The organism is Boseongicola sp., assembly GCF_057460485.1.
This window is the reverse complement of record NZ_JBVCWP010000057.1, coordinates 1-17,449: the sequence shown is the minus strand read 5'-3', so window position 1 is coordinate 17,449 and position 17,449 is coordinate 1. Positions and strand designations below refer to the sequence as shown.

16 protein-coding genes are annotated in these 17,449 nt (G+C 56.0%); 4 read left to right on the top strand and 12 right to left on the bottom strand.

Going from position 1 to position 17,449, the window contains the following annotated elements; genetic code table 11:
- Positions 1 to 132: 132 nt before the first annotated feature.
- From AC221Y_RS09200 to puuE, 3 genes are read right to left on the bottom strand one after another with little or no spacing between them, the layout of a single operon-like run.
- A complete protein-coding gene (locus tag AC221Y_RS09200; RefSeq protein WP_299757943.1) occupies positions 133 to 1,575 on the bottom strand; it encodes a uracil-xanthine permease family protein in 1,443 nt (480 codons plus the stop codon).
- Between the two features lie 3 nt (positions 1,576 to 1,578).
- Positions 1,579 to 2,115: an ureidoglycolate lyase gene (locus AC221Y_RS09195; protein WP_299757946.1), complete on the bottom strand. Its 537-nt coding sequence runs from the start codon at positions 2,113 to 2,115 to the stop codon at positions 1,579 to 1,581.
- Positions 2,112 to 3,524, bottom strand: a complete 1,413-nt coding sequence (gene puuE, locus AC221Y_RS09190; protein ID WP_299757949.1) for an allantoinase PuuE — start codon at positions 3,522 to 3,524, stop codon at positions 2,112 to 2,114. The genes AC221Y_RS09195 and puuE overlap by 4 nt, the downstream gene beginning before the upstream one ends.
- Before the next feature lie 147 nt (positions 3,525 to 3,671).
- On the opposite strand from puuE, the gene uraH reads away from it, so the two are divergent.
- Positions 3,672 to 4,025, top strand: coding sequence for a hydroxyisourate hydrolase (gene uraH, locus AC221Y_RS09185; RefSeq protein WP_299757952.1), 354 nt, complete (start codon positions 3,672 to 3,674; stop codon positions 4,023 to 4,025).
- On the opposite strand, the gene AC221Y_RS09180 is transcribed toward uraH, so the two are convergent.
- Positions 4,022 to 4,942 (bottom strand): LysR family transcriptional regulator, encoded by a 921-nt coding sequence (locus tag AC221Y_RS09180; protein WP_299757955.1) that lies wholly within the window; start codon positions 4,940 to 4,942, stop codon positions 4,022 to 4,024. The genes uraH and AC221Y_RS09180 overlap by 4 nt on opposite strands.
- Positions 4,943 to 5,040: 98 nt before the next feature.
- On the opposite strand from AC221Y_RS09180, the gene AC221Y_RS09175 reads away from it, so the two are divergent.
- Complete coding sequence (locus AC221Y_RS09175; protein WP_299757958.1) at positions 5,041 to 6,267, top strand: urate hydroxylase PuuD; 1,227 nt, start codon at positions 5,041 to 5,043, stop codon at positions 6,265 to 6,267.
- A 369-nt stretch (positions 6,268 to 6,636) separates the two neighbouring features.
- On the opposite strand, the gene AC221Y_RS09170 is transcribed toward AC221Y_RS09175, so the two are convergent.
- The 8 genes from AC221Y_RS09170 to AC221Y_RS09135 form a co-directional block, all read right to left on the bottom strand.
- Positions 6,637 to 7,596, bottom strand: coding sequence for an alcohol dehydrogenase catalytic domain-containing protein (locus AC221Y_RS09170; protein WP_299757960.1), 960 nt, complete (start codon positions 7,594 to 7,596; stop codon positions 6,637 to 6,639).
- Positions 7,597 to 7,660: 64 nt separating this feature from the next.
- Positions 7,661 to 9,121, bottom strand: coding sequence for a mannitol dehydrogenase family protein (locus AC221Y_RS09165; protein WP_299757962.1), 1,461 nt, complete (start codon positions 9,119 to 9,121; stop codon positions 7,661 to 7,663).
- A 1-nt stretch (position 9,122) separates the two neighbouring features.
- Entirely contained in the window at positions 9,123 to 9,893 is a 771-nt protein-coding gene (locus AC221Y_RS09160) for an L-iditol 2-dehydrogenase (RefSeq protein WP_486707209.1), read from the bottom strand.
- Positions 9,890 to 10,894 carry an ABC transporter ATP-binding protein gene (locus AC221Y_RS09155; protein ID WP_299753973.1) on the bottom strand — a complete coding sequence of 335 codons (1,005 nt, stop codon included), beginning with the start codon at positions 10,892 to 10,894 and terminating at the stop codon, positions 9,890 to 9,892. The genes AC221Y_RS09160 and AC221Y_RS09155 overlap by 4 nt, the downstream gene beginning before the upstream one ends.
- Positions 10,895 to 10,905: 11 nt before the next feature.
- The gene (locus AC221Y_RS09150; RefSeq protein ID WP_299753974.1) at positions 10,906 to 11,739 is read right to left on the bottom strand and encodes a carbohydrate ABC transporter permease; all 834 of its coding nucleotides are present in this window, start codon (positions 11,737 to 11,739) and stop codon (positions 10,906 to 10,908) included.
- A gap of 12 nt (positions 11,740 to 11,751) precedes the next feature.
- Positions 11,752 to 12,624 (bottom strand): carbohydrate ABC transporter permease, encoded by an 873-nt coding sequence (locus AC221Y_RS09145; RefSeq protein ID WP_299753975.1) that lies wholly within the window; start codon positions 12,622 to 12,624, stop codon positions 11,752 to 11,754.
- Positions 12,625 to 12,764: 140 nt separating this feature from the next.
- A complete protein-coding gene (locus tag AC221Y_RS09140) occupies positions 12,765 to 14,084 on the bottom strand; it encodes an ABC transporter substrate-binding protein (protein WP_299755735.1) in 1,320 nt (439 codons plus the stop codon).
- 109 nt (positions 14,085 to 14,193) lie between these two features.
- Positions 14,194 to 15,219, bottom strand: a complete 1,026-nt coding sequence (locus AC221Y_RS09135) for a LacI family DNA-binding transcriptional regulator (RefSeq protein WP_299755733.1) — start codon at positions 15,217 to 15,219, stop codon at positions 14,194 to 14,196.
- Positions 15,220 to 15,448: 229 nt separating this feature from the next.
- Here AC221Y_RS09135 and AC221Y_RS09130 point away from each other — a divergent pair, with 229 nt between their 5' ends.
- Both AC221Y_RS09130 and AC221Y_RS09125 read left to right on the top strand, forming a co-directional pair.
- Entirely contained in the window at positions 15,449 to 16,399 is a 951-nt protein-coding gene (locus tag AC221Y_RS09130) for a carbohydrate kinase family protein (protein WP_299755731.1), read from the top strand.
- The coding region (locus AC221Y_RS09125; protein WP_486707208.1) for a class II D-tagatose-bisphosphate aldolase non-catalytic subunit at positions 16,396 to 17,449 on the top strand (1,054 nt) is incomplete at its 3' end. The genes AC221Y_RS09130 and AC221Y_RS09125, both read left to right, overlap by 4 nt.

Here is a 17,449-nt window from a genome sequence, read left to right as displayed (position 1 = left end):
GATGTTATCTTTGACGTCGAACACTTAACGCGCGTGCCGCTGCCCCAGCGAGCCATCAGACCCACCCTCGCCCCACAAAAAAGGCCCTCGCAATTTTCACTGCAAAGGCCCGTTTTAATTTACCAAAGGGCTTTAGACGTGATCGTCTTTGGCCAACGAGCCATCGCCATGCCCGGCCATACCGCCCGAAACCTCTTCGGTTGCTTCATCCGAAAGCTCTTCCGGCAACACGAGGTTCAAGACAATCGCAATAAACGCGGCTGGCAGAAGACCACTGGTCATCAGGATACGCATTGTATCCGGCAGGTACTGAACCGCCTTGGGATCAAGCTGCAGACCAAGACCAATGGACAAAGCAATCGCAAAGATCACCATGTTGCGACGGTTCCAGTTGACGTCCGAAAGCATCGAAATACCTGCAGCTACAACCATACCGAACATCACAATCACGCCACCGCCGAGCACCTCGATCGGAATTGTGCGAATGACGGAACCTACCTTTGGTATCAAACCACAAATGATCAGGAAAATCGCACCGATTGTCACGACATGGCGGCTCATAACGCCGGTCATCGCGATCAGGCCAACGTTCTGGCTGAACGACGTGTTCGGGAAGCCACCAAAGATGCCAGCAACAGCCGAGCCAATACCGTCGGCATAGGTTGCGCCTTCGATTTCCTTGTCGGTTGCTTCGCGCCCTGCACCGCCTTTTGTGATACCCGATACGTCGCCCACAGTTTCAACTGCCGACACAAAGGCCATAAGACAGAAACCGATGACTGCAGCAAAACTGAACTCGAACCCATACTTGAATGGCGTGGGAAGAGCGAAAGGAGCCGCGCGCGCCCAGCTTGTGCCGATGCCTTCAAAAGTCACCATGCCGACCATCAGCGCGTAAAGATAACCGACAAAAATACCGATCACAACGGCTGAGACAGACATCATCCCGCGGGCAAAGAACTTCAGGCCCAACGTGACAAAAACAACGATCAAAGCGGCCGACCAGTTAAGAAGGCTACCGTATTCCGGCTGATTGATGGCGGGAATGCCACCCGCCGAATACTGAATACCAACTTTGACCAGTGCCAGACCGATCATCGTCACAACCAGACCTGTCACAAGCGGCGGCAAAGCGAAACGGATGCGGCCGATCACTGAACCCAATGATGCGTGGAACAGACCACCAATCAAGATACCGCCAAACAACGCGGGAAGCGCCTCAACACCCTTGCCCGCAACAAGCGGGATCATGATCGGAATAAAGGCAAAGCTCGTCCCCTGAACGATTGGCAAACGCGCGCCAACGGGTCCAAAACCGATCGTCTGAAAAAGCGTCGCGATACCGGCAAACAGCATCGACATCTGGATAAGGTAGGTCATATCCGGGAAGCCTTGCGCTCCCGCATCCGATCCAAAGCCAAATCCGGCCGCACCTGAAATGATGATAGCAGGCGTAACATTCGAAACGAACATTGCCAAAACGTGCTGGATACCCAGCGGAATGGCACGGTGAAGCGCCGGAGTGTAGTTGGGATCGCGAAGTTGTTCCGGCGTCCCTATCGATACATCGGCCATGAGTTATTCTCCCTGATGCGATGATTGAGCCAGCCCCTCGCTGACGCATTCTTTGTCGGTTTCGATCACGTATGGCGTCTCGAACCAGTGTTCTTCCAAGTTATCGCCGTCACCAATTCGATCAATGACGGCGAATAGTCCGGGGTCGTAAAGCGGGGCCAAAACTCCATGCCACGTCCCTCGATGGTAGTTAATTCCTTGCCCTATCTGCGTTTGAAACGCCTGCGGACGGCCTGGTACGCCGCCTTCATCGCGGGCCACAATGACAAGAAAGGGGTGCGCGCTCATCGGAATAAACGCCTGACTTCCGTCCGGATGCCGCTCGACCATTTCAAGCCTCAAAGGGAGCGCGCGCGGTACGGCCTTAAACAGGCTGATACCCGCCCGACCATCAGTGAAGTCCAAAGCCGCACGATCATGAAATCTGCCGCAAAGCCCCTGGTTGATGATCTTGTCGGGCGATCCCGTCGCCTCGATCACATCACCAAACGGGGCAAATGCTTCGGCGGTCAGCCGCTGGACGCGGATAGGAACCCTCACACCGAAAACTTCTCAATAAGACGAAGCTCTGCGATGCGTTCGACCTGGCGGCAGGCGGCCGCGAACTCGGTGTCGCGGTCATTCTCGATCCGGGCCTCAAACGCCGCCATAATAGAGGCTTTCGTGTTGTCGCGCACCGCAATGATGAACGGAAACCCAAACCTCAAAACATAAGCGTCGTTTAACGTGGTAAATGTCGCCCGCTCATCGTCCGTCAGCGCATCAAGACCAACCGAAGCCTGCTCGGCAGTCGACTCCTCTGTCAGACGCTTGGCTTGCGCCAATTTGCCCGCAAGATCGGGGTGCGCTGTTAAAACACCGAGGCGCTTTTCCTCTGATGCGGTCCGAAACACCCGCGCTAGCGCACTGTGCACGCCGGTCGCAGTGTCATGTGTCGGACCCAACTCAAGATCAAACGCGCCATCCGCGATCCACGGCGAATGCTCAAAGATGCCGCCGAACTCGGCGACAAATTCGACCCGGGCCATTTTTGATGGCCGGACAATCCGGTTTGCCGGATGATGTGTCGCCCAATGTTGTGCAATCTCCAGTCGCGATGCAAACCACACACTCTCATGTGAGGATATGTAATCTAAAGCACGCTTCAACGCGGCCGTCCGACCGGGCCGCCCCGCAAGACGACAGTGAAGCCCGATCGACAACATCTTTGGCGAACCGTCTTCGCCCTCGCCGTAAAGAACGTCAAAGCTGTCTTTCAGGTAGGTCTCGAATTGATCGCCCGAGTTGAACCCCTGAGGCGTCGCAAACCGCATGTCGTTGCAATCAAGCGTATAAGGAACGATCAGCTGGTCGCGGCGACCAAACTCCGCCCAATACGGCAGATCATCTGCGTACGAATCCGCCACATAGGCAAATCCGCCCTCTTCTGCCGCCAGCCGCACCGTGTTTTCAGAACACCGGCCCGTATACCAACCATGCGGACGCTCGCCAACAACCTCAGTATGAAGCGCAATGGCCTCAAGCATATGTGCCCGCTCGTCAGCCTCACTGAAATCCTTGTATTCAATCCACTTCAACCCGTGGCTGGCAATCTCCCAACCTGAGGTTTTCATTGCGGCCACCTGATGCGGAGCCCGCGCCAATGCCGTGGCAACACCATAAACCGTGACCGGAAGGTCCTTCAGCATACGATGTAGACGCCAAAACCCGGCACGAGACCCGTACTCGTACATCGATTCCATATTCCAATGCCGCTGCCCCGGCCAAGCCGCGGCGCCAACGATCTCGCTCAGAAACGCCTCAGACGCTGCATCCCCGTGCAAGATGTTATTTTCGCCACCTTCTTCGTAGTTCACAACAATCTGCACAGCAATTTTAGCACCATTCGGCCAGTTCGCCGAAGGCACAGAATTCGCGTAGCCAGTCATATCGCGCGGGTATCGAGACACAGGTATCCCCCATCAAAGTTAAGACGTTCTATTCCAAAACAATGAATATGTTTTTCAACAAATTTTTGAAAGACTGTAGTCGTCACTATGGTTTGTGTGCAGGCTCACATATCGCGATGGTGGATCAAGCAACGCACGGAGCATCAAATGGCCGGTTATCTCACAACGCACGTCCTCGACACTTCAAACGGAAAGCCTGCCGAAGGGCTTCAGATCGATTTATACAGATTAGAAGACGAACGCCGCATTCACCTGCGCACGCTCAACACCAACAGCGATGGTCGAACCGATGAACAGATACTGCCTGCGGGCGAATTTGCCGTCGGGACCTACGAGCTCGTCTTTCACACCGGGGCCTATCTCGACAAAGTCGGCGTGCCAGACGAAAGCCCCAGGTTCCTCGATTTGATCCCCATCCGCTTTGGCATGTCAGAGGCGTCACATTACCACGTGCCACTTCTGCTCTCGCCATTCGGCTACGCGACCTACCGTGGCAGCTAAAGCTTTTCGTTGGCTTTTGAGATTTCGGCCCCGATACGTTCAACCATAAACTCCATAAATAGCCGCGCCTTGGGGTCTTGCCGTCGACGATGCGTAAAAAGGCAGGCCATCTGAACAGGCTCAGGCGGGGTTTTGGTCGCAACAGACATCAACCGCCCGTCGTTCAAATAATCGGCGACCTCGAAAATCGGTTTCATCGCGACGCCTTGACCAGATAGCGCCCAGTCTGTCAAAACATCGCCGTCGTCAGACTCGTAACGCCCCCAAACACGCAGACGCTTTGGGCCCTCCTCGGTGGTCACCCGCCACTGAAACTCCGGTGCGCCGGGAAACCTCAAGTTCAGACATTCGTGCTTATCTGCGACCAACGCGTCGCCGTCTTTCGGAAATCCGCGCGCCCTGACATAGCTCGGCGACGCACAGAAAACGCGCTGCACATCTGCGATCTTTCGGATGCGCAAATTGCTGTCTTCCGGCTGACCCAAAAAGAACGCAAGATCCAAGCCTTCCGTTGTCAGATCCACTTTGCGATCGGTAAGACGCAACCGCACATTGACTTCAGGATAGGCCTCAAGAAAAGCCGGAACATGCGGCGCAAGCAGTCGCCGCCCCACTCCAAGCGGAGCCGCCACAAAAAGCGAACCTTTGGGATTGTCAGTTATATTGACGACCCGAGCCTCGGCATTGTCAACCGATTCAAGAACTTCGCACGCGCCAGTGTAAAACGCCTTTCCCTGCTCAGTCGGCGTCAAACTGCGTGTCGTCCGCTGGAACAACCGCACGCTAAGATGCTCCTCCAACTGCGAAATCCGTGCTGACGTGACAGCAGGCGAGATCCTCAAATCACGACCAGCCGCCGACATGCTCCCCAGCTCGTAGACCCGGACAAATGTGCGGATATTCTCAAAGTATGACATTATTCGGCTTTTTTTGATGCTGTTTGGCTTTTACTGTTGATACCAGAGTAATCACGAGCCGACTAGTATGCTCGGATGCGCACCTTTGGAGACAAGCAATGTATGATTTTGCGGTGATGTGGGATTGGGTCGGTTTTGCCGTCCGTTGGCTGCACGTGATTACGGCAATCGCTTGGATTGGCTCGTCTTTCTACTTTGTCGCCCTTGATCTTGGGCTTAAGAAAGTGCCGCACCTGCCCGTTGGCGCGCATGGCGAAGAATGGCAAGTGCACGGTGGCGGCTTCTATCACATCCAGAAATACCTAGTGGCCCCCGAAAACATGCCGGAACATCTCGTCTGGTTCAAATGGGAAAGCTACGCCACATGGCTGTCCGGCGCTGCCCTTTTGATGATCGTGTATTGGGTCGGCGGAGAATTGTTCCTTCTCGATCCGACAAAAGCTGATCTCGCGCTTTGGCAAGGCGTCCTGATCTCGGCCGGGTCGCTCACCATCGGCTGGGTTTGCTACGATTTCCTGTGCAAATCCAAACTTGGTGAAACACCCACCACCTTGATGCTTCTTCTCTTCGTCATCCTTGTCGCCATGTCCTGGGGCTATAACGAGATTTTCACGGGACGCGCCGCACTGCTGCACCTTGGCGCGTTCACCGCAACCATCATGACCGCAAACGTTTTCTTCATCATCATGCCCAATCAGCGGATCGTGGTGAAAGACCTGCAGGAAGGCCGTACCCCGGACCCGAAGTACGGAAAAATCGCCAAACTGCGCTCGACGCACAATAATTACCTGACGCTACCTGTCGTTTTTTTGATGCTCTCCAACCACTACCCTCTCTCGTTTGCAACAGAATACAGCTGGATCATCGCAAGCCTCGTGTTCCTCACCGGCGTCACAATCCGACACTACTTCAACACGATGCACGCCACAGGCAAAGGCCCCCATTGGACCTGGGCAGTGACTGTCATCCTTTTCATCGTCATCGCGTGGCTCTCAACCGCTGGTATGCACGACACCTACGAGGAAGCCGACGCACGCGCTCTTACCCCGTATGAAGAGAAGTTCGCGTCTGCCGCCGGATATGACGCCGCCTACGACGCCGTCATCGGTAACTGCTCGATGTGTCACTCAAGAGAACCAGTCTGGGACGGCATTCGATGGGCCCCAAAAGGCGTTGCGCTCGAAACGAAAAGCGACGTCGCGCGCCATGCAAAGGCGATCTTCCTTCAGGCCGGCGTAAGTCACGCAATGCCGCCGCCCAATGCCTTCGAGATGGACGACGAAAGCCGCGGCGCAATTGTCGCGTGGTTCCGCGCCGCCGACTAGCCTGCAGACCACGAAGACAATCCTTTGAGAATGAATGTCTATCCTGTGATACCATCGCGTTGACCTCCGAATTGAGGCAGCGCAATTCCGCATGCCATCAACCCTGAGAAATGACACACTCTGGTGGCTGAGGGCGGCAATACCGCGGAGCGTTTCAATGCATGTGTTGCATCGACCGGCTAAAACCGCATGGCAAAGCCGACGTTCACTTTCGACCGGCGCTCACCGACGGGACGGGCGGAGATCGGACTTTTGCTGCGGGTGTGAAGCGATGGGGCCTTGTTCAGAGAGATGACATGGAGTTGGCAGCAAATTTACGGCACGAAATTGCTGGCTCAGGCAAGGCTGTCAACCTGGCCTGAGCTTCGCCTATGACGTCACAGCCTGAATTTTAAGACTTCGCTTTGGTGCGCCATCACTCAACACCTTTGAAACCTGTTCCAAGGACATTTGATGGGACACGATCCGCTCTATGCCGGGGCCGAAAGTCGCAATCATATCAAGTGCTTTGGGGATGTTATGGTTCAGGGAATGGGAGCCCGCAAGTGTCAGCTGGCGGCGGAAGACTTCGAATGGTGAGATTTCGATCCGAGCGTCTGACGGGCAGACGCCAAAGAACAACCCCTTGCCTCCGTTGGCGATGAAGTGGGCCAGTCTGCCTGCGACCGCAGACACGCCAGTGGCGTCAACTGCAAGGTCGACGCCTTGGTGCAATTTCTCAAGATCTGCAGAGCCAGAGGCCACCGCGCCAAAGCCGAAACTTTCAGCGAGCTCAAGCCGCGTGTCGTCAATGTCGGCAAACGCGATGTCGAGGATGCCGTGATTTTTGAGCGCGATCCCAATGAGCAGACCCATCGGACCAGCACCGAAGATCAGAGCGGTTTCCATCCAGGGCTCATGCACTGCCCCGACACCATTCAGCGCACAGCCCATGGGTTCAGCCAAAGCAGCGGTGGTGAACGTCAGGTCGCCTATTGGATGCAGCGAAGTGGCCTTGACGACGCTCAATTCGGCAAAGCCGCCGTTGCGGGTCACTCCGTTAGCGCCAAGCGTTTCGCACAAATGGGCCCAACCGCGGCGACAGGCCCGGCAGCTGCCGCATTCGATGTTTGGGTCGACGACCACGCGATCACCAATGGCCACTTCGGTCACACCTGGCCCCACGTCAGCAACGATGCCTGCGTATTCGTGGCCCGGGACTATGGGGAACGTCGAGGTGCCATAGTTGGCTTTCAGCACCTCAAAATCCGTATGGCAGATGCCACTGGCTTTGACTTGAATGATAACCTCGCCCGCACCCGCAACCGGATCAGGGAGGGATGCGAACACGACTTCGTTCCTTGCGGGATAGCTGATAGCTTTCAAATCCGGATCCTCTCGCAGTATGTAATCTCTAGACGTAGGTTTCCAGGGTCGCGGTCAGTCCATCAGCCCAGATCTTCCGCAACCAATCCTCGAACGCATCCGCAAAGCGGGGCTGCTCCGCCAGATCGCCGTAGATGTTCTTTTGTGCCAGCCAGGCGCCCGGGTCGGTTTTGGCGGCCTTGGCCACATTGCGTAGGTCGTCCCAGAAGGGATCGTTGGGTTCGATGGTCGAGCCATCCTCGCGTGTGCCTTCACACATGCGCGCCCAGATCGCTTCTACCAGGGCCAGCCCGTTGACCGAGGTGCCATCCGCCAGCCCCTCGCGCAGGATCGGCAGCAGGAATCCGGTGTGGCGGGACGAGCCGTCAAAGGCGACGCGGCGGGTGGTGTCGACGATTTTGGAGTTGGCGAACCGCGTGGCGATCAGGTCAACGTAATCGGCGGGTTCCATACCCGGTACTGGCTTGATGTGCGGTGCGATTTCCTCGATTTCGACCTTGCGAAACAGCGCATTGATCAACGGGTGGTCCATGCAGCCCGAGATGGTCTCGATCGACAAAACCTCGCCCGGATTGGCGATGACCTGATGGCCTGCGTTGAGGACGCGGATCTTCATCGTCTCGTAGTCGTGCACCAGATCTGTGAATGTCGCGCCAACCTTGTCCCAGTCAGGGCGTCCGGCGCAGAAATCATCCTCGATCACCCACTGGCGGAAATTCTCGTGCGTGACGGGCGCGTTGTCTTCGATCCCCAACTCGCGCACAAGTTTCAACTCGTTCGGTCCGGTGGCAGGGACGATGCTGTCGACCATCGAGTTGGGAAAGGTGCAGTTCGTGTCGATCCAGATAGCGAGGTCAGGATCGGACAGGCGAGCAAGCGACACGACCGTCTGGCGCAGGATCGCGCCATTGCCCTGCAGGTTGTCACAGCTTTGGCCAGTGAACGGCCCAGTGCCCGCGGCGCGGCGCTGGCGAAGTGCCTGGACCATCGCGCCAAAGGCGGTGCGGGGTGTATCAGGGTTGGCGGCGTCATGGATAATGTCTGGATGTTTCGCGTCAAAGCCCTTGCTCACCGGGTCGATGTAATAGCCGCCCTCGGTCACAGTCAGCGCCACGATCCGGATCGCCGGATCGGTCATGCGCGCGATCAGCGGGCCGTTGCCTTCAGCGATCTCGACATAGTCGACCATCGAGCCGATGACTTCGGCCGAGATGCCCTCGGGCGACAACTCGATCAGCGTGGTCAGGCAGTCCTGTGCGAGCAAGCGCTCGCGCTGTGCTGCGTCGAAGGCCCTGACGCCTGCGCCGATGATGGCCCAGTCATGCGCCCTTCCCTGTTGCATAAGCCGGTGCAGATACCAGGCCTGATGCGCGCGGTGGAAGTTGCCCAGACCGATATGAACGATACCCGCTGTCAGGGCGGATCGGTCATAACTCGGGCGCGCTATTCCATCTGGCAATTTTTGCAAAGTGGTATTGGACAGCTTCATCTCAGCTCATCCAGTTGCCGCCGTCGACGTTCAGCGTCTGGGCGGTGATGTAACGTGCGTCGTCTGAGGCAAGGAAGACACAAGGGTCCGCCACGTCTGCAGGGGCGCCCATGCGCCCCAAAGGCACCGCTTCGCCGACTTCGCGTTTCTTCTGACCCTTCGGCTTATTCTCATATTCTGCGAACTGGGCGTCCACGACATCCCACATTGGCGTGTCGATAACGCCGGGGGCGACGGCGTTAACGCGGATGTTATCGCCTGCAAGTTCCAGTGCCATCGACTGGGTTATCGAGATGACTGCCGCCTTCGTCGAGCAGTAGAGCATGACATTTGCCTCACCGCGCCGTCCGGCTTGCGACGAGAAGTTGATGATCGCACCACCACCGCGCTTTTTCATGCTGGGCACGACGGCCTGAATGGCAAAGATCGTGCCGCCGACGTTCACATCGTACTGGCGGCGGTAATCGGCGTGCGTGACCTTGTCGATCGAGGCCATGTTGAAGATTCCGGCGTTGTTGACGAGGATATCTATGCCGCCCCACTCCGCTTCCACTGCGGCCACGCCACGGGTGATCGAGTCAAGGTCGGTGACGTTCATCTTTACAGCCATGCCCTGTGCCCCAAGAGCCTCTGCGGTGGCCTTGGCGTCGTCTTCCAACAGGTCCGCCACGGCGACATTCGCGCCTGCGGCGGCGTAAGCTTCACAGATGGCGCGCCCAATGCCCCGGGCGCCGCCGGTGATCAGTGCCACTTTCCCTTCGAGCCGCTTCATTCGATACGAAGTCCTTTGTCGTCGAACTTGTGAATGAGGGCCGGATCGGGCGTCAGATAGATTGTATCGCCATGGCCCATGGCGACGTCGCCGGTCGCGCGCACGGTAAGGGGTTCGGCAAAGCCATCGACATTGACATGGAAGAAGGTATCGCTGCCCAAGCGTTCGGACACGCCAACGGTGCCCTTCCAATCGCCAGTCGTGTCAGAAACGGCGATATGTTCGGGCCGGATGCCGATTGTCGTGGCGTTATGCTTGGCGGCCTCGGGACCTTCCATCTGGTTCATTTTTGGCGAACCGATAAAGCCACCGACGAACTTGTTGCGGGGGGTACGGTACAGTTCGAGCGGGCTTCCGACCTGTTCGATCACACCTGCCTGCAATACAACTATCTTGTTAGCCATTGTCATCGCTTCAACCTGGTCGTGGGTGACGTAGACCATTGTGGTATCAAGCTTTTTGTGAAGCTCGCTGATTTCCATCCGCATGCCTACTCGAAGGGCTGCGTCGAGGTTGGACAAAGGTTCGTCAAACAGGAACGCCGCTGGTTCGCGTACAATAGCGCGTCCGATGGCCACGCGTTGACGCTGTCCACCGGAAAGTTGCCCAGGTCGACGATCCAGATAGTCCGTCAGGTTCAGCGCCTTGGCAGCAGAAGCAATACGCTTGTCCTGTTCTTCCTGGCTCATCTTCGCCATCTTCATTGGAAAGGCGATGTTTTTGCGGACCGACATATGTGGGTACAAAGCATAGCTTTGGAACACCATCGCAAGGCGGCGCTTGGCAGGGGGCAGGCCGGTTGCATCTTCACCGTCGATTTCAATCGTGCCGGACGTTGTGTCTTCCAGTCCGGCGATCAGGCGCAGCAACGTGGACTTGCCGCAGCCCGAGGGGCCGACGAAAACCACGAACTCGCCGTCGTTGATCTCAAGATCCAAAGGCGGGATGACTTCGACGTCGCCAAATTTCTTTTGCACCTGCTTAAGCTGTATGCGTCCCATAGTCTTATTCCTTACTTTACAGCACCGAAGGTGAGACCCCGGACAAGTTGTTTCTGGCTGAACCAGCCCATGATGAGGATCGGCGCGATGGCCATGATTGAGGCCGCGCTAAGTTTCGCGTAAAACAGGCCTTCCGGACTTGAATAACTGGCGATGAAAGCGGTCAAAGGGGCCGCTTTGGCCGCAGTTAGATTGAGCGTCCAGAAGGCTTCGTTCCAAGCTAGAATAATGTTGAGCAACACGGTTGACGCGATTCCAGGGATAGCCATCGGCGTCAGAACATAGATTATCTCGTCACGAAGCGTGGCGCCATCCATCCGCGCCGCTTCAAGGATTTCAACAGGGATTTCCTTAAAGTAGGTATAAAGCATCCAGACGATGATCGGCAGGTTGATCATCATCAAAACGAACACCAGCATCGCACGGTTATCTAGAATGTCGAACTGAATGCAAATCAGATAAATCGGGATCAACACGCCCACGGGTGGCAGCATCTTGGTCGACAGCATCCACATCAACACGTTTTTGGTTTGCTTGGCCGGCACAAAGGCCATCGACCAGGCGGCGGGTACGGCGACCAGCAACCCCAAGACTGTGGAACCTACCGAAATGATAACCGAGTTCATGAAGAACTTGAAGTAATCCGACCTTGCGTTGACCTCAAGATAGCCGTTCACGGACCATCCTGAGTTAAACAGAACCTCCAGCGGCGCGCGGACCGCGTCCTCTTCCGTCTTAAATGACAGGATCAGGATCCAAAGGATCGGAAAGAACATCATCAAGCCAAGGGTTCCGGCGATTGCCGTATTCGCGACCTTTTTTTGGTTTGAGACTGCGCGGGCCATATCGTCTCTCCTTTAGGCGTCGAGGTTTTTGCCGATCATCCGCATCAGGAAGATCGCAACAATGTTGGCAAGGATGATGGCAACGACACCACCGGCACTGCCCAAGCCCACATCGAATTGCAGCAGGGAAGATACATAGACAAGGTACGTCAGGTTCGTCGTCGCAGTCCCCGGGCCCCCATTTGTGGTCACAAGAATTTCAGCGAAGATCGACAACAAGAAAATCGTCTGGATCAGGATCACAACCGTGATCGCCCGCGCCATATGCGGCAGGATCAGATGCCAGAACTGGTTGATCCAGCTGGCGCCATCCATTTCAGCGGCTTCCATTTGTTCTTGGTCCAGCGATTGCAGCGCAGTCAGCAGGATCAGGGTCGCAAACGGCAGCCACATCCACGAGACAATGAAGATGATCGATATGAGCGGAATTTGACCAAAGAAATCGATCGGCTGAAATCCAAACGTTTTGGCTATAGCCGCAAAGATGCCGTTCACGGGATTCATGAACATGTTCTTCCAAACAAGGCCAGAAACGGTTGGCATGACGAAGAACGGGGCAATGACCATTATGCGAATAAGGCCAGTGCCAAACATCGGACGGTCCAGCAGCAACGCGAAACAAATTCCGCCAATCGTGGTGATTGTCAGCACGCCCCCCACAAGGAAAAGCGTGTTGAACATCGCCGCGCTAAAGCTCGGGTCAGTGAAGAACCAATAGTAGTTTTCCAACCCGACGAACGGGGTCGAGCCCGGCTGTAGCAGATTGTAGCGTAGGAACGAGAAGTAGAGCGTCATCACAAGCGGGATGATCATCCAACCCAAAAGCAGAATGACTGCGGGCGAAATCATTAGTCGTGCGGCTGTTCTGGATGCTTTTGTCGACACGCGCAATCTCCCCCTCGAAGATTAGCATATTGGCACTTGAAGAAAGACCAAGCCGATCTTTGCCGAAATACTAAGGTAGCGTTGGTAAAATGAAGTTTGGGCCGGGGCAACACGCCCCGACCCAAGTTCCAGGAAGGAACTTATTTAATGTAACCAGCGCGGGTCATTTCACGGACCGCGAAAGTTTGGCTGTTTGCCAGCGCTTCTTCGACGGTCGATTGACCAGCCAGAGCAGCGGCGACCTGCTGACCGACGTAGTTACCAATGCCTTGGAACTCTTCGATCGCAACGAACTGAACGCCTGTGTAAGGAACAGGAAGCAGTGTTGGGTCTGCAGGATCAACCGAAAGGATTGCGTCTACGACTGCCGGGGCAAAAGGAGCTGCCTCAACCCGACGCGCATCCTCTTCTACCGACTGACGTGTGCCGCTTGGAACAGCGACCCAGCCTTTGGATTCACCGACAGATGTGAAGTACTCTTTCGATGTAGCCCACTTCAGGAAGTCTTTAGCGGTGTCAGCTTTCTGAGAACTTGCTGGGATTGCCAGTGCCCAAGACCAGAACCATCCAGTTCCTTTGTCTGTGACTTCCATTGGTGCTTTGAAGAATTCAGTCGTGTCAGCTACGCTGGATGTGGCTGGGTTGCGAACGTCGCCAGCAGCGGATGTCGCGTCAACCCAAGTGGCGCACTTACCTTCTTTGAACAAAGCGCGGTTTTCGTTGTGGCCGTTTGCAGAAGCACCGGGAGGGCCCGAAGCAATCATCAGATCGACGTAGTAAGTGATCGCGTTGTTCCACTCAGCTGAATCAAGCTGTGGGTTCCACTCTTCATCGAACCAGCGCGCGCCAAAGGCGTTTGCAACTGTACCGACGAATGCCATGTTCTCACCCCAGCCAGCTTTACCGCGCTGGCATGTACCGTATACGCCATTGTCTGGATCGTGCAGCTTTGCCGCCATCTCTGCAAACTGTGTGTATGTGATCTGCTCAGTTGGCACTTCGATGCCAGCTGCTTCGAACAGGTCCGCACGATAGAATGTGAAAGATGTCTCAGAATACAGAGGCACTGCATAGAGGCTGCCGTCTGCAGACAGGCCGTTGCGGACCAGCTGGAAGATGTCTTCCAGATCGTAGTCGGCATCGTCAGCGAAATCGTCCAGCGGTGTCAGCCAGCCTTTGGCGCCCCAGATTGGTGTTTCATAAGCGCCGATGAACATTACGTCGAACGAGCCACCGCCCGTCGCGATGTCAGTCGTTGTGCGCTGACGAAGTACGTTTTCTTCGAGGACAACCCAATTGATCGTGTTGCCTGTTGCTTCTTCCCAAGCAGGAGCAAGCTCTTGCATGGTGATCATGTCGGCGTTGTTTACCGTCGCGATTGTGATTTCTTCGGCAATGACTGCGGTCGATGCGACCGACACAAGCGCCGTCGCGCCAAAAAGTGCGTTTTTCAGTTTCATCCAATTTCCTCCCTAGGTTTGCTGGATTGAAAATGTCTTAGAACACATCATCACACCAGTCAAATATTAATTTTACTCGCGTAAACATTTCTCCACTCGCAACGCTGGCTCATGCAGACGCCCTCAACACCAATCTTCCGTCGAACACAAACTCTGGACGATCAGTGATCGTGCTATTATTTTTGATAATCTCGAAGAGCGTTTCAACACTTTTTTCAGCGATGGCGTTGAAATCCTGAGCAACCGTCGTGAGCGGCGGGCAGGTAAACTGAGACCATGGATGGTCATCATGACCCGCAACACGCAACGCACAGCCAGGACCATGACCCACGCGCAGTCCTTTTTGATAAGCTGCCGCGAGAAGCCCAATGGCCAGTCGATCGTTAGAGCAAAGGATGGTCTCGGATGGCAGGGATCGAGTTGTGATCAGTCGCATACCCGCTTCAAGACCGATCCGCTCAAATTCCCAACCTGTTCCATCAGCGCGAAGTACCTGAGGGTCGTGGCCCAGGCGCTCCATAGCCTGAACATAAGCATCTCTTCTTTTGTTTGCGTTGGGATTAACCGGCGGCATTTCAAGGAAACAGGGCGGCTCACCTGTTCGACAAAGGTAGTCAACGATCAGACCTATACTCTGGGAATTGTTTGATCCCACAAAGGCCCTTCCAACATCCACGTTACTATCAAAAACGACGGTCGGTACTTCTTTGGTGAACTGCTGAACGACTTCGAAATCAGAGTGGCGACCAAGCGGGGCAATCAAAGCACCCGCAGGCCTGAGCGACTGCAATATCGCCAATGCATTGCTTTCCAGGCCTTTCTGACCATGGGCGCTGAAGACAACGGGCCAAAACCCCGCATCAATGCAACGTCGCTCGATTCTGCGCACGATCTCGGAAAAGAACGGGTCAGCCAGATAGGGTACGACGATGCCAATCGTCTTGGTCAGCTTGCGGTTCTGGTTGATCGCAAACATATTCGGACGATAATCAAACTTCTCCAGCGCGGCCTCAATTTTGACACGCGATGACTTTCGCACACTCTCGGCGTCATTGAAATATTTGGACAACGTCGGTCGTGAAATATCGCTGAGCTTCGCGAACTCATCCATATTCTTGATTCTGCGTCCAGTCATACGAACAGTCCTCGGCTCCCTATGCGATGTCATTCAATACCGCGATCATGCGCGCCAAGCAGAACACCCCAGCACTCCCTAAATCTTTACGCGCGCCATGTTTGAGATTGACAGTAGGCTCCAGCGATGACAATCGTCAACAGACAATCTGAGTGCGCTTCCGCTAGATATTGGCCAGCATGCCCTGCCGGCATTGCCAGCCTCAAGCGCAATAACCCTTGGGGTACTGATGACGAAAATAGCGACGGTTGGGGAAATCCTTGTCGAGTTTGTGTCGCATCGCCCAAACTGTGGCCTTCAACAAATCGGTGACTACTCGGGCCCCTACCCCAGCGGTGCTCCCGCTATCTTTCTTGACCAGGCCGCTCGGATGGGGGCGACGACAGAGATGATCGGTGGTGTCGGCGATGATGGCTTTGGCCGCGCAGTTTTGCAGCGTCTGTCCGAGGACGGCGTTGGTATTCGGGGTGTGACAACATCGTCCGGCCTCAGCACCGGCGTTGCCTTCGTTTCTTACTACGATGACGGCAGTCGCGATTTCATCTTTCACTTGACGAACACTGCAGCGGATCACTTCCAACTGCCCAAAAATATTCTGGATCCAGCGACCATCTATCTGCATGTCTCGGCGGCATCTCTTGGAAACGCAGCCATGCGCGAAATGATCATGTCCTCGGTACGTGAAATTGATGCCGCGGGTGGAAAGATTACCTGTGATCCCAACGCCCGTCCGGAACTGATGCGCGACGCTGCAGTGCGCGACTGCCTTGCAGAGGTCATGGACTGCGCCTTTTGTCTGATGCCCAGCACAAGCGACCTTGAGTTTCTGCTTCCAAACCTGTCCGAAGACGCCGCGATTGAGCATCTGTTGAAGGCTAAAGCCGAGGTGATCGTCATCAAACGCGGCGCAGGCGGGGCGACAGTTGTTGGCAACGGAGAACGGCTCGATTTTCCGGGGCACGCTGTCATAGAGGTCGATCCGACTGGTGCCGGTGACTGCTTCGGCGGAACATTTGTTTCGCTTTTGGCGCAAGGGGCATCGTTGCGGGATGCTGGCGTTCAGGCGAACGCGGCAGGTGCCATTGCGGTCACGCGGCGCGGACCAATGGAAGGAAATTCTGGCCCCGCCGAAATAGCGGCATTTTTGAATCGCGCCCGATCGAAGGAAGCGCCCGTATGATCGACGTTAAAGACCTTATAGCCAAGAACCGCGCCGGGCAGGCAGTTGGGCTGCCCTGTTTCTGTACCGCGAACGAATACGTCCTGCGGGCAGTGCTTTCTTATGCCGCAAAAACCGGGTTCCCGACCGTGATCGAAGCAACCTGCAACCAAGTCAATCAGGACGGCGGCTACACAGGCATGACCGCCGCCGACTTCATGTCCTGGCTGCGCGGCTTGGCAGATAGGGCTGGCGTTCCGATGGACCAGTTAATCCTGGGCGGCGATCACCTTGGGCCGAACCCATGGAAATCGGAACCCATTGACAGCGCGATGGGAAAAGCCCGCGAGCTGGTGAAACAATACGTCGAGGCCGGGTTCCAGAAGATTCACATCGATGCCAGCATGGCCTGCGGCGGAGAGCCGAACCCGACCTTTGAGCAGGTCGCCGAACGAGCTGCAGACCTTTGCGCCGTTTCCGAGGCGCATGCGCCCGAGCCGGAAAAGCTCATCTACATCATCGGCACCGAGGTCCCGATCCCGGGCGGCGAAACTGAAGAACCCGATGAGCTCGACGTCACATCGGTCGACAGGTTCAGGGCAACCATCCGAACTCACCGCGACGCCTTCGCCGCCCGTGGGCTAGAGGCTGCTTGGGCACGGATCGCGTCGATCGTCACCCAGCCCGGTGTCGATTTCGGGCACACCTCGATCTTTCCCTTCGTGCCGGAAAAGGCGCAGCCTCTCAGCGACGCGATTCTGACCGAGAACGCGTTGACTTTCGAGGCGCACTCAACGGATTACCAACCGACGGAGGCACTGGCGGCGCTGGTCAAGAGCCACTTCTTTTTTCTCAAAGTCGGCCCGGAACTGACGTTCCGCTTTCGCGAGGCTGTCTGGGCTCTGGCGGATATCGAAGCCCAAATCAAGCCTGCGCGACCATCGCGCATCCGGGAGGTCATTGAGGATCTCATGACCCAAAGCCCAGGCTACTGGAAGGATTACTACGGCGGCTCGGACGAGCAGATTGCGCAGCTCAGAACCTATAGTTACAGCGACCGCATCCGGTACT